The sequence below is a fragment of the Acinetobacter sp. OYA S30 genome, assembly GCF_033599315.1.
GTDB lineage: Bacteria > Pseudomonadota > Gammaproteobacteria > Pseudomonadales > Moraxellaceae > Acinetobacter > Acinetobacter baumannii.
Genome location: NZ_JAWVAV010000043.1, coordinates 1 through 18,467, shown reverse-complemented (window position 1 = coordinate 18,467; position 18,467 = coordinate 1). Strand labels below are relative to the sequence as shown.

Here is an 18,467-nt window from a genome sequence, read left to right as displayed (position 1 = left end):
TAACCCTATGAAATAAATAATATTTCTGGTGGGTTATTTTTCGGCTACCCCACCTATAGCAGGGTTAAAACAGGAGGCGGGTCTTGTTTAGAGATATGAGGGGACTTATAAGAATTAGACCAATAATATTGTTGTTTTGGCTCAGATGACTGTATTAACGGTGAAACAATTTTTTCTTGTGCTTCTACAATCACAACATGAAAACATGAAGGTAAATGGTCATGATGATCGGACAAGTTTAACGGAGCTTTATGAGTCCCCGCGATATCTGTCTTTTCCGTATGGCTATACTGTGAAGCTTCATAACTCAACGCTGCATGATGACCAAAATGATGTAATGCCTTTTCCTGATTTTCATGGGCGCAAAATGCCGCTGCCACATTCCATAAACTTTGGAATATAAGCAAACAGAATAAGACGGACATGAAAAGTGCAGAACGTGGCAACAGCACACCATTAAACTAAGAAGTTGAGCAAAGCCACTATAGCAGGCCGTGGGCATGTAATAAAATTACATCTAATAAGTAGCAGTATAGAAGCGATTCTAATCTCGCCTGAGTAAAGATAAGAATAAATCATTAAGAATCTTTATCTTTACTCATAGGAAACTAATTATTAAGTAATTAGTTTCCTACAAAAAAAATTATTTATGCTTACAAGTTAAATGAGGCTTCTTACCTTCTTCAGCTTTAGCTTTTGTTTCTTGCTGAGACTTAAGATTCTTTTCGAGGAATATTAACCCTCCATCAGCATGAGCCAAACTTGTTGAAAGAAGTAAAACCATCAAAGCCGATTTTGTATTTAGTTTAATAGACATAATAATCACCAGATCTAAATATTCCTAATTTATTTAAGGACTTATCCCAGAAATAAAATTAATTTTTCGCATACCTTAGTTAATCAATTCAGGACAAATCTTCTGAGTCTCTAAGAAGCATGCGGATATACTTTCATTTCATTTTTAGAACCAACTAAACAATGAAGGGAGAACACCGTGCAGTCGCAACTCATCAAAAAGTTGGACTAAGGCCGCAACCCAGATAAACCACACCACCTGCGTCAAAAAAATACGGAAATGCTTCGGTGAAACCTGATAGAACTCAGGCTCTTTAAAATTTTTGAAACTTGGTAAAAAGCGTGGAATTGTCTTTATATAATCTGAATATGCAGTTCCATATTTTTCACTCAGGAATGCTTCTTCTTGGCGTATAACAAAATGGTAGTAACAGAGAAAATAAAGCGTGAATACTATTGGAAAGATAAACGTCTCTGTAATCAACATGATCCCGACTCCACCCAGATAACTAAACAGATAGAGTGGATTTCTACATAAAGAATAGGGACCGTCTGTCACCAACTTAGCATTCTTAAATCCGGAAATGTAAAGACTGCACCATATTCTTCCCATTACTCCTATGCCCACAAAAAACCATCCAAAGAACCATAAAATATGTTCTATAAATGCCGCCTGGAAATGCCATTTACTAAAACTTAAAGCAAGAATAATAGCTAAAATCAGCCCAATCACTCGGGAGCTCACAGTTCTAACACGGGGGGTAAATAAAATATTCATTTCCATAAACCTCCATCACTGTGAATCATCAGAGATAAGATAACCGATTCATTAAAATGATATTTTTGTGTTCCGGAAAAATTTGACAGAACCTTATATCCCGCCTTGTCATTAACATAAAGACGTGAATGTTTAAGCGAGTAATCTACATAGAAGATTGCTGCGCTTTGTTTGCACATATAATTAAGCATAAAATAACCCTTTGAAATAAATAAATTTCTGGTGGGCTTTTTTTGGCTACCCCACCTATAGCGGGGTTAAAACAGGAGGCGGTTTTAAGGCACTAAGATGTGGAGACTGGTAAGAATTGGACCAATGATAAATTTGTGAAAGTTCATGCACATGCAAAACAGGGGTTTGAGCTTGTTTTGCAACTTCTGTCATGACGACATGAAAACATGTCGGTAAATGATCATGATGGTCTTGTAAGTTTAAAGGTGCTTTATGAGCAGCATCTAAAGTCTCAGTATGTTCAACATGGGTATGAGAAGACGTTTGATATACATTTAAAGCTGCATGATGACCAAAATGATGTAGTGCTTTTTCTTGATTTTCATGCGCGCAAAAAGCCGCTGCTATATTCCATAAACTCTGGAATATAAGCAAACAGAATAAGACGGACATGAAAATTGCAGAACGTGGCAACAGTACACCATGGCTGTTAGAAATTGCACGAAGCAACTATAGCAGGCGAGCTACATGTAATAAAATTACAAAACGTTGTTTTATGGGTTCCATTCTTAACCCAGATGTTTCCTAAGTTTTTTAAAAATAATTTTTAAGAGTAATGTTCATGTATAAAACATTGACCACTAGCCTACTAGTAACTTGTCTTGGCTTAAGTGGATGTGCAACTTCTATTTTATCGACTGCCCTTCCGAATGAGACGACTGAGGTCCAAACAACTATTTTAAAGACAGATCAAATTATTGCACTGGGGCAAGCCATTAAAAACCAGCAAGAACAAGGCGTCGTATTTATAGGACAAGACTTTAATTATTTAATGACGGAAGGAAGTTCGGAATTTTTAAATATCATTAAAAATATTCCTGTAAATCAAAGAACTTTAATTATTCCATCTCCTCTGCTACTTGAAATGGATGACCCTACGCATTTTCATGGTGAACTCAAGTTTCAATACAATATTCCCGCTTCAAAACTTTCTGATCAACAGAAAGAAAATTTAAAAAATTTAGGGTTTAAAAATCATTTTATGGTTATGGAGAACCAAACACAGCTTTTATATCCCTATGCTATTATTCGTTTTAAAGGCCAAATTTATCAAACCAGTCCTACTTTAAAAGTTCAACAAACGATTCCAACTCCATATCCAATCGCCTTACAACAAAAAGATGAAATAACCAAGAAACATCCGTTTAAACGTGTAACGCGTATGGCGCTTTATCCTTTAGCAATGGCATTTGATATAGTGACGGTAGCCCCTTCTCTCATCTTGTCAGATTTACGAGGTGACTTTACTAAATAAGCACCCTTACTAATCTAAAAACAAAACCAGCCCTTAGGCTGGTTTTGTTTAAGAAAATTTCTTTTGTTTGATATTTATAAATTTTCTCAATTTTTTTATTTTGAATAATCATTTGTTCTTAAACTTTTTAAATTCTATTTTCACGTTTGTATACCAATACTTTTATAGAAATTTCGCTAAGCGTAAAAACACGTGTAACTTTTATGTAAGCTAAAACTTCATCATTTTTCATCCAAATGCGCTATATCAGATTTACAAAAAATAACATAAGATTTTCATATAAGGGACTAGCTTAAAAGTGTGAGTCAATTCAATCAAATTGAGGAACAAGGGGAGACTGTCATGAATATGAAAACAATCAAGCATGGGCTTAATCACTTGTTTGCCTTTGAAAACTTACCAGCCGATATGCATTCACAAGCTGAGGATGAAATTGAACAAGGCTTACGATTTGAAGAGTTAGCCATACAAGATCATGAACGTATGCAGAATTGGTTAGATATTACCCCAAATGACCGCAATGCGATGTGGTGCTACCTCCGTGCAGCTTTAAGAGGTAATGCTGACGCTTCCTTTAAACTTGGTATTGGCTATTTAAATGGTCAATTTGGTTTAGATAAAAACTACACTGAAGCTGAAAAGTGGTTAAACAAAGCAGCAAGTCAGGGACATCCTGATGCTGAACGTTGCTTACAAGAAGCTTTTAGTAAACTTGCCTTCTAACAAAAAACCAGCCCTTAGGCTGGTTTTTAAATTTAGCAGTAATTAACCGCTAATTTTTTTGTATTTCTTGCGATGAGGCTGAGCGTCATCACCTAGCTTAGCACGGCGATAAGCTTCAAACTCGGTATAGTTACCTGTATAGAACTCTGGTTGTTCATCTTCAAATGACAAGATATGAGTCGCAATACGGTCAAGGAACCAACGGTCATGCGATACAACCATTACTGTACCCGGGAATACCAAAATTGCATCTTCAAGTGCACGTAAAGTTTCTACGTCCAAGTCGTTTGATGGCTCATCCAGTAAGATAACGTTTGCACCTTGCTGTAAAATTTTCGCAAGTTGTAAACGGTTACGCTCACCACCTGACAATTCACCTACGCGTTTTTGCTGATCTTGGCCTTTAAAGTTAAAACGACCAATATAAGCACGTGATGCAATTTCATAATCGCCCACTTTCAAGATGTCTAAACCGCCAGAAACTTCTTCCCAAACCGTTTTGTTATCATCTAAAGTGTCACGAATCTGACCAACATAAGCAACTTTAACTGAATCACCAAGTGTTACAGTACCGGTGTCAGGTTTTTGCTCACCTGTCATCATACGGAATAAAGTCGTTTTACCGGCACCATTAGGACCAACAATACCTACAATCGCTGCTGGTGGTACGGTAAATGACAAGTTTTCGTAAAGTAAACGATCACCAAATGACTTGCTGATATTTTCTACTTCAACAACCTTGTTACCTAAACGTGGACCAGGTGGAATATAGATTTCAGACGTCTCATTACGCTGTTGGAATTCGCGTGAGTTAAGCTCTTCAAAACGCTCCATACGCGCTTTGTTTTTCTTTTGCTGACCTTTCGCATTTTGACGAACCCATTCAAGTTCTTTTTTCAATGCTTTAGCAAAAGATTCTTCTTGTTTCTGCTCTTGTTCTAAGCGAGCATTTTTTTGCTCCAACCAAGAAGTGTAGTTACCTTGGTAAGGAATACCGTGTCCACGGTCAAGCTCCAAGATCCACTCGGCAACATTATCTAAGAAATAACGGTCGTGCGTAATCGCCACGATTGTGCCAGGGAAATCTTTTAAGAAACGCTCTAACCAAGATACAGACTCTGCATCCAAATGGTTCGTTGGTTCGTCAAGAAGCAACATATCTGGTTTAGAGAGCAATAAACGGCAAAGTGCTACACGACGGCGTTCACCACCAGAAAGCTTAGTTACATCTGCATCCCAAGCTGGAAGGTTCAAGGCATCTGCCGCGATTTCAAGCTGGTTGTTTAGGTTATGTGCATCCCAAGCATGGATAATTGATTCTAATTTTTCCTGCTCTTTTGCAAGCGCATCAAAATCAGCATCTGGGTCTGCATATTCTGCAAATACCTGATCAAGACGCTCTAAAGCATCTAAAGCTTCACGCACACCATCTTCAACGTTACCACGAACGTCTTTAGTCGGATCAAGTGGCGGTTCTTGCTCTAAATAGCCGATTTTAATTCCAGGTTGTGCACGAGCTTCACCAGAGAAATCTTTATCTACGCCAGCCATAATACGAAGCAAGGTAGACTTACCCGCACCGTTCAAACCGAGAACACCAATTTTGGCACCCGGGAAAAATGATAAAGAGATGTCTTTTAAGATTTCGCGCTTTGGCGGAACCATCTTAGACACTCGGTTCATCGTATAAATATATTGGGCCACGCAGGACTCCTCAATTGAAAAACCAATACATCGCAAGACGCGACAAAATAATCGCGCGTATTATACGATGAAAACACTAATGACTTGAAGTTATGATTTCCATCGTACGGATTTATCAAACAATTTTCTTTTTCAATAAGTTGCAAAATGTTTATGTATAAGATTTATACAACGTTTCAGCGTATATTTTTCTATCTATATTCCTAAAATTGGATAACAAACCAGAATTTCTGCAATTTTCTATATAAATTTTAAGCTAGACTCGCTCAATATTTAACTCACGAAGATGAAGTAATCATGACTTATAAAGATGAAACCTTAGCCATTCACGCAGGCTACACTCCAGAAGCAACCACTAAAGCTGTTGCAGTCCCTATCTATCAAACAACTTCGTATGCATTTGATAACACACAACACGGTGCCGACCTTTTCGATTTAAAAGTTCAAGGCAATATCTATACCCGTATTATGAATCCAACCACAGCCGTACTTGAGCAGCGCCTTGCTGCGTTAGAAGGCGGTATTGGGGCATTAGCTTTGGCATCGGGAATGGCAGCTATTACTTACGCAATTCAGACCATTACTGAAGCTGGAGATAATATTGCCTCAGTCTCAACTTTATATGGTGGAACGTACAACTTATTTGCTCATACCCTGCCAAAACAAGGCATTGAAGTTCGCTTTTTTGATTATCAAAAGCCTGAAAGCTTACGTAACTTAATTGATGATAAAACTAAACTTGTTTTTGTTGAGTCAATCGGCAATCCGCTTGGAAATATCATCGATCTAGAAGAAATTTCGAAAATCGCCCATGAATATGGCATACCTGTCGTTGTTGATAATACAGTCGCTACCCCTGCTTTATTAAAACCATTCCAATATGGCGCCGATATCGTCATACATTCTTTGACTAAATATATTGGTGGTCATGGCAATAGTATTGGTGGTGCGATTATCGATAGCGGTAAGTTTCCTTGGGGTAAATATCCGGAGCGTTTTAAAGTATTGAACACGCCAGACCCAAGCTATCATGGTGTGAACTATGTAGAGGCATTAGGTGAAGCTGCCTATATAGCAAGGGCTCGCGTTGTACCATTACGTAATACAGGCGCAGCTATTAGTCCGCTCAGTGTTTTCTTAATTTTACAGGGTCTAGAAACGCTTAATTTACGGATGGAACGCCATACTGAAAATGCACAAAGAATTGCAGAATATTTGCAAAATCATCCGAAAGTAAAATGGGTCAATTACGCAGGCTTAAAAGATCATCCACAACACCAACTTGCGCAAAAATATGTAAAAGGTAAACCTTCTGCAATTTTATCTTTTGGGGTTCAAGATGGCCGTGAAGGCGGTACTCGCTTCATTGATGCCCTCCAGCTATTTACCCGCCTTGTGAACATTGGTGATGCGAAAAGTCTGGCGTGTCACCCTGCAACCACAACTCACCGCCAACTCAACGAACAAGAACTAAAAGCTGCTGGTGTAAGTGAAGATATGGTACGTCTTTCAATTGGTATCGAGCATGTTGATGACCTCATTGCCGATTTAGAACAAGCACTTTCATCCGTATAAATTTTAAACCCATCTAACAAGCCTCTGGAATATAGAGGCTTTTTTATTTTTAAGTGATTTAACTATTAAGAATAATTAATGGATTAGGGTAATAATTTAGAGTTTTTACTCTAAATAAATTGTTAAATTTCATATATTTACACACTAGACAATTTTTAAACATCTATTAAGATAAGGCAATATTTAGGAGTTCATCAGGATGAACCAACGGTTGTAAAAATAAAAATTACATACCGGAATAAATAGCCCCTGCCCCTACTTAGGTAAAATGCTGTGAATAAAAAATTAGAAGCTCTGTTCCAGGAAAAGGTACAAGGTAAAGTCATCTTAGTGACAGGCGCCTCAAGTGGAATCGGTTTAACGATTTCCAATAAACTTGCTGATGCTGGTGCGCATGTTTTACTGGTTGCCCGTACTCAAGAAACATTAGAAGAAGTCAAAGCAGATATTGAAAGCCGTGGCGGTCAGGCATCAATTTTCCCATGTGATCTGAATGACATGGAAATGATTGATCAGGTTTCTAAAGAGATTTTAGCTTCTGTTGACCATATTGATATTTTAATTAATAACGCAGGTCGCTCTATTCGTCGTGCTGTTCATGAGTCTTATGATCGTTTCCACGACTTTGAACGTACTATGCAATTAAACTACTTTGGCGCTGTACGTTTAGTGCTCAATATTTTGCCTCACATGATTCAACGCAAAGATGGGCAAATTATCAATATTAGTTCGATTGGTGTATTAGCAAATGCAACCCGCTTCTCGGCTTATGTTGCTTCTAAAGCTGCGCTTGATGCATTTAGCCGTTGTCTATCGGCAGAAGTTCATGCACATAAAATTGCAATTACTTCAATTTACATGCCTTTAGTGCGTACACCAATGATTGCGCCAACCAAGATTTATAAATATGTACCGACTCTCTCACCTGAGCAAGCAGCCGATTTAATTGCTTATGCAATTGTGAAACGTCCAAAACGTATTGCAACTAACTTAGGCCGTTTGGCTTCTATGACCTATTCAGTGGCCCCTGGCATTAACAATATGTTTATGTCGATTGGTTTCCGTCTGTTTCCAAGTTCAGACGCCGCAAAAGGCAAAAAAGCTGAAAAACTTAACTGGGTGCAAAAAGCATATGCACGCATTTTCCCAGGTGAGCATTGGTAATTTAAAATATTCAGCGAACTTAAATAAAAAAGCGCCTCATGAAAGGCGCTTTTTTATTTGATTCTATTTACGCATCTAAAAACTCGACATGCCCTGTTTTAACATCGTAAATCGCGCCAACAATCGCTATTTCACCACGATCCAATAAGTCTTTAAGTACCGTACTGTTATTAATAATATATTGGATATTGTAGTGAACATTCATAGCTGTTACCTGATTTACGAAGGTCTTGTTTAATTCACGGGGTTGCATAATGTCATATACGCTTTCTACCGAATGCATGAGCGGACCAAGCACATATTGAATATGCGGCATCTCTTTGACATCAGAGATTTGCTTTTGCTGTAAGCGTAACTGACATGCACTAGTCACTGCACCACAGTCAGTATGGCCTAAAACTAAAATGACTTTTGAGCCTTTGGCCTGACAAGCAAACTCAAGCGAGCCTAATACCTTTTGACCTGCAATATTACCTGCAATCCTTAAACTAAATAGATCACCAATACCCACATCAAAAATCATTTCAGTTGGAGCACGTGAGTCCATACAGCCCAAAACGGCAGCAATTGGGTGCTGGCCTTCATCTGCAGTAACACGAATTTGGCGATAAATATCACGTTGCAAGCGCTCATTTTTTACGAAACGTTCATTTCCTTCTTTAAGTAAAGTAATGACTTGCTGTGGACTTAATTTACGTTGTAGATCTCTCGTACTAATGTAGATATCCAATACTGCATCATCTACCTCTTCATAGTGCTGCTTAAATCCAATAAGCTTAAGGTCGACTTGGCGTTTAACTGCCGTCTCATTTTGATAGTCTTGAATGACTTGATAAATATCCGGATCAATCGAATCACATTGAGTGGCATCAATAATCAACTGTTGATCTTTATGAACATGTTCCAAGGCAGAAATGAGTGCGGAACGATTCAGAAAAGTTACTTGTGAAGGAAGCTCAATACGCGTCACGATTCCATGTAAATGCTTTTCTTTATAAACACGAACACCTTTATTGAAGTTGCCATATAAAATAAATGCACTACTGGTAAATAGCCCCACCAAGATTCCGGTTAATAAATCTGTCAGCAAGATTGCAACCAAGGTAATAATGAATGGTAAAAACTGTCTCCAACCTTTTTGGTAAAGCTGCTTGAATAACTTTGGATGAGTCAGTTTAAAACCAGTCACGATCAAAATTGCTGCAAGTGCAGACAAAGGAATCATGTTCATGAGTGGGACAAAAAATAGAATGGCAAGCAGTAACAACACACCGTGAATAATGGTTGAGCATTTACTACGTGCACCTGTATTGGCATTTACAGAACTACGGACAATCACTGAGGTCACTGGCATTCCGCCAATTAAACCCGACACAATATTACCTGCTCCTTGCGCCCATAACTCACGATTAGGTGGAGATGAACGCTTTTGAGGATCAAGCTTATCGGCCGCTTCTAAATTTAGTAATGTTTCTAAAGATGCCACGATCGCAAGTGTAATGGCTCCGGTATAAATTAATGGTTCAGCCAAATAGCTAAAGTCAGGAAAAACCAATACCTCTTCTGGTGCTTGTAATATATTTGGTAGTTGAATCAAATTATTACTTTGCACAGCCCATGAAGAACCGATACTTATTAAAACAAAGTTAAAAACTGCTGCGAGTACCACGGCAATTAAGGCAGAAGGCAACGCTAACTTTTTAAGTGGGCTACTGTCCCAAGCTAAAATTAAAAATAAGCTCAGCAGTCCAATCAACGCTGCCCCAGCATCAAATTTTTGGATAAACGTATCCGGTGTAGCAGTCCAAACTTCTTTCCATGAAAAATCAGTCAACCCAAATAAATAAGGTAACTGTGTCACAATCAGAATGGCACCAATGGCTGCCAATAATCCTAAAATGACATTGTTTGGAATAAAGTTGGCAAAGAAACCCAACTTAAATACACCAAACAGAATTTGTAAAATTCCTGCAAATACAATACACAATAAAAAGGCGGCATAATTGCCGCCTAATTGATCGAGTTGTACAAGGATGACTGCAGTCAACCCTGCTGCTGGACCAGAAACGCTGATGTGAGAGCCACTCAGCAGGCCAACAATAATTCCACCCACTATTCCAGCAATAATGCCAGAAATAATTGGAGCACCTGAGGCTAAGGCAATACCCAAACATAAGGGTAAGGCCACGAGAAATACGACCACTCCCGAAAGGAGGTCGTTTACGTGAAATCTATTTTTCAGTTCTAAAGCCGGCATAAAAACAACCATTTATAATATAAAAAAACAATCAATTTTTAATGTAACTGCCTGAAAGTGAGGAACTTACTTCAAGGCTTTATCGATATTGTCTGACAACTGAATCGGGTTAAAGTTGAGTTATGCTATAACGTTGTATAGTTGATTGTAGATTTCACGACGTTTTTGTTGATCTTAAGATTCACCTCATCTTTATGAGCGTGATGTTTTAATAAAACATGGCACTAGCCATTTAGAAGACGATTTAAAAACAATAAAAAAAGCCTCCCGTTTAGGAGGCTTTTTTAGGTTCTCTAAAGGCTCTTATTTAGAACCCTTAATTCCTGCTTGCAATAATAATGCACCAAAACCACCAATTTTTTGCTCTTGTGGTTTTTCTTGCTTACTACGCTGCGAACGTTCAACTTGATCTTTACGCGGTTGTGGACGTTTACCTTGTGGTTTACGCTCAGACCGCTGTTCGTTATTTTGCTCACGACGCGGTGGACGCTGTGCTTTCACAGGTGCCGCACCTTCTGCACGCATACTCAAGTTCACACGGTTACGTTCAACATCAACCTGCATAACACGCACTTGTACGATTTGACCAGGTTTTACCACTTTATGCGGGTCAGAAACGAACTCATTGGCTAATTCAGAGATATGAACCAAACCATCTTGATGCACACCAATATCAACAAAGGCACCAAAATTCGTCACATTCGTCACCACACCTTCAAGCTGCATACCTTCAGTCAACTGAGCAACTTCAGTAATATCTTCACGGAATTTAGCTGTGCGGAATTCTGGACGAGGGTCACGGCCCGGTTTTTCAAGTTCTGCTAAAACGTCTTGAATGGTTGGCAAACCGAATTTGTCATCAACAAACTCTTCTGCTTTAACCTGACGAATAATTTCGGTATTACCAATAATGTCTTTTACCGTTGTCGCTTTTGCTGCAACAATTTTCTCAACAAGACCATAACTTTCAGGGTGAACAGCAGATGCATCTAATGGCTCTGAACCATTTTGGATACGTAAGAAACCAGCTGCCTGTTCAAAAGTACGTTCGCCAAGACGCGGTACATTTTTAAGTGCCTGACGTGTGTCAAAACGGCCATGCTCTTTACGGTATTCAACAATTTGCTGTGCAATTGCTTTATTTAAACCTGCAATATAAGCCAAGATTGCTGGTGAAGCAGTATTTACATCTACCCCAACAGCGTTCACACAGTCTTCTACAACTGCATCAAGTGTTTTTGCTAAACCAGTTTGATTCACATCGTGTTGATATTGACCTACGCCAATCGACTTCGGATCAATTTTAACAAGCTCAGCCAGTGGGTCTTGTAAACGGCGCGCAATAGAAACTGCCCCACGGATTGAAACATCAAGCTCTGGCAGTTCCGCCGCAGCAAGTTCACTTGCAGAGTAAACAGAGGCGCCTGCTTCACTTACGGTTACGCGAGTTAATTTAAGATCTGTATTTGCAGCCATCATTTCAGCTACAACAGCTTCTGTTTCACGGCTTGCAGTACCATTGCCAATAGCAATAAGCTCGACATTGTATTCACGACATAGACGTGCAAGTTCAGCAATTGAGCCTTCTTTATCTTCTTTAGGCGCAAATGGATAAATCGTGCTATGTGCAAGTACATCACCAGCTTCGCTTACCACAGCTAGTTTCACACCAGTACGAATACCAGGGTCAACACCCAAAGTCGTACGGCTACCAGCTGGTGCTGATAACAATAAGTGACGAAGATTTTCAGCAAACACCTGCATTGCTTCTGCTTCAGCAGCAAGACGTTTTTCTGTAAGTAATGAATGCTCGATTTGAGGACGAACTTTACCTAACCAGAATAATTTTGCAGTTTGTTTTAAGAAATCTTGACGTGTTTGTGGCTGAATCTGATCAAGGTTGTATTCAGTTTCAATACGAGCCAATGGTGCATCATCTTCGCCATCAACTTTTAAACCAAGTACGTTTTCTTGGCGGCCACGTAACATCGCCAATAAACGATGTGATGGTAATTTGTTTAGGCCTTCAGAGAATTCAAAGTAATCGCGGAACTTTTTGCCCACTTCTTTCTTCTCTTCAGATGCAACAGTACTTTTTAATACTGCTGTTTTTGCAAAAGTTGCTTTTAATTCTGTAGTAAGAGGAATGTTTTGTGCCCAGTCATCAATCAGAATATGCTGGATTGCGTCTAATTGACTTTCAACGTCCGGATAGTCTTCATGACTAAAACCAGCCAATGCTTCTGTCGGATCAATTTGTTCTGAAATAATTTTTTCGGCAATTGGTCCAAGGCCCGCTTCTTTCGCCTTGAAAGATTTGCTCGTACGTTTAGGACGGTACGGCGCATAAATTTCTTCTAAAGCATTTTTTGTTTCGGCTGCATTCACCCGCGCCAACAAGTCATCATTCAATTTATTCTGTTCTTGCAATGACTGAATGACCTTTTCACGGCGCTCATATAAATCACGTAAATACGCTAAACGAGTATCTAATTGGCGTAACTGCGTATCATCTAAACCTTGTGTTACTTCTTTACGGTAACGGGCAATGAATGGAACACTGGCACCTTCATCAATTAAGCGGATGGCAGCTTCTACTTGGTTTGGACGTACGGCAAGCTCACTTGCCAACTGCTGAACTAAGTCAGTCATCGTGTTTGATCCCACAAGGATAAAGTTTAAAAGCACTGATTATAAAGACCAAGACCATAAAATCCACACTTGTTTGCGTATTCAAAACGTTTTTTTGTATTGACTATGAATTTTTCACATTCTTATGGCCGTAAAAAAGTTTTTTCTGTGACTCATTTGGGCCTTTAAGCTAGCCTTTTACCTTTTAAAAAATATGAAATTTATAGATACTTCTTTAATTAAAGAAAATTTTTAATATAAATTATGAGAAAAAGAACATATTGATACATTGCCAGAACGATCAAAATATAGTTTTTCTTATCTTTCTAAATAAATTATTAAGTCCTCATACTTAAACTGTGAATCTATAAATTAAAAGTTAGAACTTAAAAACCGAAACTCATTTTTAAAATAATTTATTTGAAACAAATATTTATTAGAATTTAATCGATGAGAAAGAGGTAAATAGCCAAATATTTGAGTTTTTCTTTAAGGCTTTGCTAAATTATGGGCATAAGATGTTGTTTTTTGGTTTCAAGCCCCTACGAAAATTGTAATTTTGAGCAAATTGATACATAGTCTTAACAAGAACATCGGCATTATACTGAGGGCTTGTTGGCAATAAGCCTAACCGATCCAATAATATATAAATTATGACTTTAAAAGGGAGTACATCATGAGTTTAGTTGTACCTGCTGAACATCCTGAAACCGTACATAACGAAACGGATCGTGTCGAGCGCATTTTAGTGGTCGATGACGATGTGCGTTTACGTACCCTCTTGCAACGTTTTTTGGAAGATAAAGGCTTTGTTGTAAAAACTGCCCATGATGCCTCACAAATGGATCGTTTATTACAACGTGAGTTATTTTCACTTATCGTGCTCGACTTTATGTTGCCCGTTGAAGATGGTTTAAGTATTTGTCGTCGTTTACGTCAGTCAAATATTGATACTCCAATTATCATGTTAACTGCACGTGGTAGTGACTCTGACCGTATTGCTGGTCTTGAAGCCGGAGCAGATGACTATTTACCAAAACCATTTAACCCAAATGAACTTTTAGCGCGTATTCGCGCAGTATTGCGTCGTCAGGTACGTGAAGTTCCGGGTGCGCCAAGCCAACAAGTTGAAGTGGTTAGCTTCGGTCCATGGTCTCTAGATTTATCTACACGTACACTGACTCGTGAGGGTCAAATCGTTACATTGACTACAGGTGAATTTGCCGTATTAAAAGCTTTGGTACAGCATCCACGTGAACCTTTAACACGCGACAAGCTCATGAACTTGGCTCGTGGCCGTGAATGGGGTGCAATGGAACGTTCTATTGATGTTCAAGTGTCTCGTTTACGCCGCTTAATTGAAGATAACCCGGCACGTGCACGTTACATTCAAACTGTATGGGGCGTAGGCTATGTGTTTGTTCCGGATGGTGCTGAATAAGCTTGAGATAAAATAGAGTGAGTTTAGAGCCCATACCACCGCAAACCTTTACCGACTACGTTGCGTACTCAGAGCGTAAACGGACCCGATGGGAACGTTTTCTCGACAAGATTAAGCCACGTTCTGCGGCCATGCGTACCACAATTTTGGTACTGCTGGTGGTACTCTTTAGCTTATTTATGTCATTGTGGTTTTTTTGGCGAACCCTCTATTTACCTGAAATTCAGCAACATGCGCGCTATCTAGCAGTTGAACTAGAACTGGTAAATAACCCTAATATTCGTATTTTTCATCGCGATAGCGAAGTTGACGTCGACACATGGTTACGCAATCGGGTTGGCATTGAATATGTCACGAACCCCAAAGAATATCCAAGTGTCCGCGATAAAATTATTGCCGAGTTTTTTACCAACCAAGTTGAGCAAAAACTGGCAAATGAAATTGGCGCAAAAGACGTTACTGTCTATTTCCAATTTAAACCTAGCCCACGTATCTGGATTCAAACGCCAGAAATGCATGGTAACTGGGTTCGTGAACCTTTAAAAACCTATGCCAACTATAGCCCCGAGCTACTGGTAGGCTGGGTTGTGGGTGTCCCATTAGTTTCGGCCATCATTATTTTAATTTTGGTTCGACAAATGAACCGACCATTACGTCGTTTGCAAAATGCTGCCAACGAATACAGTAAGTCTGGAACTGCACCTTATTTAGATACTAACCATGGCCCTTTAGAAATTCGCCAAGTAAACCAAGCATTTAACCGTATGGTATATACGCTTGAACAAACTGAGCGTGAAAGACGCATCATGCTAGCGGGAATTTCACATGATTTAAGGACTCCCCTCACACGTATTCGTTTAACTGCAGAGATGCTACCTGATGAATTTCTACGTGAAGGTCTAGTTTATGACGTAGATGATATGGATGCGATTCTAAATCAGTTCATCTCATATATGCGCGATGGTTCAGATGAGGAATTAAAAGACACTAATATTAATATTCTTTTACAAGAATTGGTCGTTCAGTTTAAACCCCTTGATATTCGCTTTAAAATGCAGGATGTTCCCATTATTCCTGCACGCAGCCTCTCTTTAAAACGACTTATTGCCAACCTCATTAATAACGCCAAGCGTTATGGTGCTGAACCGATCGAACTCAGTGCAAAGGTTGAAAATGAACATATTTTAATTACGGTTGCTGACCATGGTGAAGGCATTCCAGAAGATCAAATTGAAGAATTAATGCAGCCTTTTGTAAGAGGCAACTCGGCTAGAACGATTCAGGGAAGCGGTTTGGGTCTTGCCATTGTTAAACGTATTGTCGATATTCACCAAGGTGAAATCCAGATTCACAATCGTGAACAAGGCGGTTTAGAAGTAATTATTTCTTTACCAATTCCAAAACCCGCCCCTGAAGAAAATACAACGCACAATCCTTTAGAAAAAATCAAACAAACTTTAAGTGAGCGCTTTTAATTTGAGCAATTGAACATTTAAAGCGCTATTTTAAACCTCAAAAAAGACAATAATAATCAATATATTAAAAATCATAAAAATAAGTTATACCCGCATTTATTTAAAAAATTAGACCTTAGCCTAACACCTATGCACTTTTCATTTTTTCATAGCTAAAATCCGTTATGTTTTGACAATATTGAGGATGTCCAATGTCTTTAAGTCGTATTCGCCTAGCTTCTCTTCATGACAAGGTCATCAGTGCTGAACAAGCTGCGCAATTCATCGAAAATGGAATGACCGTTGGTATGAGTGGTTTTACTCGTGCTGGCGAAGCTAAAGCTGTTCCACAAGCACTTGTAGAGCTTGCAAAAAAGAATCCGTTAAAAATCACGTTAATTACGGGTGCTAGCTTAGGTAATGACTTAGACAAACAACTCACGGAAGCAGGTGTTTTATCTCGTCGCATGCCATTCCAAGTGGATAACACTTTACGCCGCGCAATTAATAACGGCGAAGTCATGTTTATTGACCAACACTTGTCAGAAACTGTTGAGCAAATGCGTAACCAGCAACTTAAACGTCCAGATGTTGCGGTCATTGAAGCAATTGCGATTACTGAAGATGGTGGCATTATTCCAACAACTTCTGTTGGTAACTCTGCAAGTTTTGCGATTTTTGCCGAAAAAGTAATTGTTGAAATCAACACTTCTTTAAGCGAAAGCTTTGAAGGTTTGCATGATATCTATATTCCAACTTACCGTCCAACACGTACGCCAATTCCATTAACAAAAGTGGATGAACGTATTGGTACAACAGCTATCCAAATCGATCCTTCGAAAATTGTTGGTATTGTCTTTAACGATACACATGACTCTCCATCGACAGTAACTCCACCGGATGATGAGACTCAAGGCATTGCCAATCACCTTATCGCATTCTTTGAAAAAGAAGTGGCTGAAGGTCGTTTACCGAAGAACCTTGGTCCACTCCAAGCAGGAATCGGTTCAATTGCAAACGCTGTACTGACAGGTTTAAAAGATTCTAATTTTGAAGACCTCATCATGTACTCAGAAGTACTACAAGACTGTACTTTTGAATTAATTGATGCAGGCAAAATGAAATTTGCTTCTGGTAGTTCAATTACGCTTTCAGCAAAATGTGGTGAAAAAGTTTTTGGTAATATCGAAGCTTACAAAGACAAATTAGTGCTTCGTCCACAAGAAATCTCTAATCACCCTGAGCTTGTACGTCGTTTAGGTATTATCGGTATTAATACTGCACTTGAGTTTGATATTTACGGTAACGTGAACTCAACTCACGTGTGCGGTACTAAAATGATGAACGGTATTGGTGGTTCAGGTGACTTCGCTCGTAATGCGCACTTGGCAATCTTTGTGACCAAATCTATTGCTAAAGGCGGCGATATTTCTTCTATCGTGCCAATGGTGAGCCACGTTGACCACAGTGAACACGACGTTGATATTTTAGTGACAGAGCAAGGTTTAGCAGACTTACGTGGTTTAGCACCTCGTGAACGCGCTCGCGCTATTATCGACAACTGCGTACACCCGCTTTACCGTGATGCATTAAATGACTACTTTGATCGTGCATGTGCTAAAGGTGGACATACACCTCACTTACTTCGTGAAGCATTGTCTTGGCATGCAAACTTCGAAGAAACAGGCCAAATGCTTCAACCAACACTAGTTGCAAAATCAGCTTAAGTCATACTTTTAATTTAAGCACTCCTACGGGGGTGCTTTTTTATTTGTGTAAATTATTCACAAACTACTGCTCAAGTTCGAATTTTTATTTTATCTTTTCAATACATCAAAACAAAAAGTAGAAATCCATATGTTCATTATTCGCCAATTTACAAATGCAGATCTGGATGATGTGGTCAATTTATGGGAAAGCTGTGGCCTAACTCGCCCCTGGAATAACCCTGAAACGGATATTTTCAGGAAAGTTTCGCAGCAGGATGATTTATTCCTCGTTGCTATTAAGGATGAGCAACTAATTGGTACGCTTATGGGCGGCTACGACGGCCATAGAGGCTGGATTAATTATCTGGCTGTTCATCCCCACCAACAACGCTTAGGAATAGCCACAGCGCTTGTTCAACAGCTTGAGAAGCGGCTTATGGCGCGTGGCTGTCCCAAATTACAATTATTAGTACGTAAAGATAATCTGAATGTGTTGAATTTTTACGAGCAGCTCGGCTATGACGAAGTAGAAGCGGTATGTTTAGGAAAACGTCTTATTAGTGACAACTCTCATGACTAAAGGCGCCTCTTGAAATGAAGAACCTTTAGGAAATAAAGCTAGACCTTGGGATAACTCACTTTACTTGTGGATAAAATGAGAGTTATACACAGGTGAAGTCATTCTACTCACGAATCAAATAAATAGACATGAAAAAAGCCCCATACTTAAAGTATGGGGCTTTTCCGAAT

17 protein-coding genes are annotated in these 18,467 nt (G+C 39.0%); 9 read left to right on the top strand and 8 right to left on the bottom strand.

Going from position 1 to position 18,467, the window contains the following annotated elements:
* Positions 1–53: 53 nt before the first annotated feature.
* From R5R67_RS16365 to R5R67_RS16345, 5 genes are all read right to left on the bottom strand, one after another.
* On the bottom strand, positions 54–446 hold the full coding sequence (locus R5R67_RS16365; protein ID WP_002040429.1) for a cation efflux protein, CzcI-like: 393 nt from the start codon (positions 444–446) through the stop codon (positions 54–56).
* Between the two features lie 197 nt (positions 447–643).
* Complete coding sequence (locus R5R67_RS16360; RefSeq protein WP_000023573.1) at positions 644–817, bottom strand: hypothetical protein; 174 nt, start codon at positions 815–817, stop codon at positions 644–646.
* Positions 818–961: 144 nt separating this feature from the next.
* A complete protein-coding gene (locus R5R67_RS16355; protein ID WP_000425720.1) occupies positions 962–1,579 on the bottom strand; it encodes a methyltransferase family protein in 618 nt (205 codons plus the stop codon).
* Positions 1,570–1,764, bottom strand: a complete 195-nt coding sequence (locus R5R67_RS16350) for a hypothetical protein (RefSeq protein WP_000935947.1) — start codon at positions 1,762–1,764, stop codon at positions 1,570–1,572. Before R5R67_RS16350 ends, R5R67_RS16355 begins: the two co-directional genes overlap by 10 nt.
* Before the next feature lie 55 nt (positions 1,765–1,819).
* Complete coding sequence (locus tag R5R67_RS16345; RefSeq protein WP_001138085.1) at positions 1,820–2,218, bottom strand: cation efflux protein, CzcI-like; 399 nt, start codon at positions 2,216–2,218, stop codon at positions 1,820–1,822.
* Between the two features lie 148 nt (positions 2,219–2,366).
* On the opposite strand from R5R67_RS16345, the gene R5R67_RS16340 reads away from it, so the two are divergent.
* Both R5R67_RS16340 and R5R67_RS16335 read left to right on the top strand, forming a co-directional pair.
* Positions 2,367–3,059 carry a hypothetical protein gene (locus tag R5R67_RS16340; RefSeq protein ID WP_000278590.1) on the top strand — a complete coding sequence of 231 codons (693 nt, stop codon included), beginning with the start codon at positions 2,367–2,369 and terminating at the stop codon, positions 3,057–3,059.
* A gap of 342 nt (positions 3,060–3,401) precedes the next feature.
* Positions 3,402–3,782, top strand: coding sequence for a tetratricopeptide repeat protein (locus R5R67_RS16335; RefSeq protein ID WP_001056509.1), 381 nt, complete (start codon positions 3,402–3,404; stop codon positions 3,780–3,782).
* A 42-nt stretch (positions 3,783–3,824) separates the two neighbouring features.
* Here R5R67_RS16335 and ettA read toward each other — a convergent pair whose 3' ends face one another.
* Positions 3,825–5,486 (bottom strand): energy-dependent translational throttle protein EttA, encoded by a 1,662-nt coding sequence (gene ettA / locus R5R67_RS16330; protein WP_000090021.1) that lies wholly within the window; start codon positions 5,484–5,486, stop codon positions 3,825–3,827.
* Between the two features lie 297 nt (positions 5,487–5,783).
* On the opposite strand from ettA, the gene R5R67_RS16325 reads away from it, so the two are divergent.
* The gene (locus R5R67_RS16325) at positions 5,784–7,061 is read left to right on the top strand and encodes an O-acetylhomoserine aminocarboxypropyltransferase/cysteine synthase family protein (protein ID WP_000221150.1); all 1,278 of its coding nucleotides are present in this window, start codon (positions 5,784–5,786) and stop codon (positions 7,059–7,061) included.
* 273 nt (positions 7,062–7,334) lie between these two features.
* The gene (locus R5R67_RS16320) at positions 7,335–8,225 is read left to right on the top strand and encodes an SDR family NAD(P)-dependent oxidoreductase (protein ID WP_001035486.1); all 891 of its coding nucleotides are present in this window, start codon (positions 7,335–7,337) and stop codon (positions 8,223–8,225) included.
* Positions 8,226–8,292: 67 nt separating this feature from the next.
* On the opposite strand, the gene R5R67_RS16315 is transcribed toward R5R67_RS16320, so the two are convergent.
* Positions 8,293–10,482 carry a bifunctional SulP family inorganic anion transporter/carbonic anhydrase gene (locus R5R67_RS16315; RefSeq protein WP_001111065.1) on the bottom strand — a complete coding sequence of 730 codons (2,190 nt, stop codon included), beginning with the start codon at positions 10,480–10,482 and terminating at the stop codon, positions 8,293–8,295.
* Between the two features lie 303 nt (positions 10,483–10,785).
* Complete coding sequence (locus R5R67_RS16310) at positions 10,786–13,134, bottom strand: Tex family protein (RefSeq protein WP_000131190.1); 2,349 nt, start codon at positions 13,132–13,134, stop codon at positions 10,786–10,788.
* Positions 13,135–13,789: 655 nt separating this feature from the next.
* Between R5R67_RS16310 and ompR the strand changes: the two genes are divergently transcribed.
* The 5 genes from ompR (at position 13,790) to R5R67_RS16285 (ending at position 18,297) form a co-directional block, all read left to right on the top strand.
* Entirely contained in the window at positions 13,790–14,554 is a 765-nt protein-coding gene (gene ompR / locus R5R67_RS16305; RefSeq protein ID WP_000060753.1) for a two-component system response regulator OmpR, read from the top strand.
* 17 nt (positions 14,555–14,571) lie between these two features.
* Positions 14,572–16,029 carry an ATP-binding protein gene (locus tag R5R67_RS16300; RefSeq protein ID WP_000051215.1) on the top strand — a complete coding sequence of 486 codons (1,458 nt, stop codon included), beginning with the start codon at positions 14,572–14,574 and terminating at the stop codon, positions 16,027–16,029.
* A 27-nt stretch (positions 16,030–16,056) separates the two neighbouring features.
* Positions 16,057–16,185 (top strand): hypothetical protein, encoded by a 129-nt coding sequence (locus R5R67_RS16295; protein WP_085916955.1) that lies wholly within the window; start codon positions 16,057–16,059, stop codon positions 16,183–16,185.
* Positions 16,186–16,220: 35 nt separating this feature from the next.
* Positions 16,221–17,735, top strand: coding sequence for an acetyl-CoA hydrolase/transferase family protein (locus R5R67_RS16290; protein ID WP_000059343.1), 1,515 nt, complete (start codon positions 16,221–16,223; stop codon positions 17,733–17,735).
* 130 nt (positions 17,736–17,865) lie between these two features.
* Positions 17,866–18,297, top strand: a complete 432-nt coding sequence (locus tag R5R67_RS16285) for a GNAT family acetyltransferase (RefSeq protein WP_000469968.1) — start codon at positions 17,866–17,868, stop codon at positions 18,295–18,297.
* Positions 18,298–18,467 lie beyond the last annotated feature (170 nt).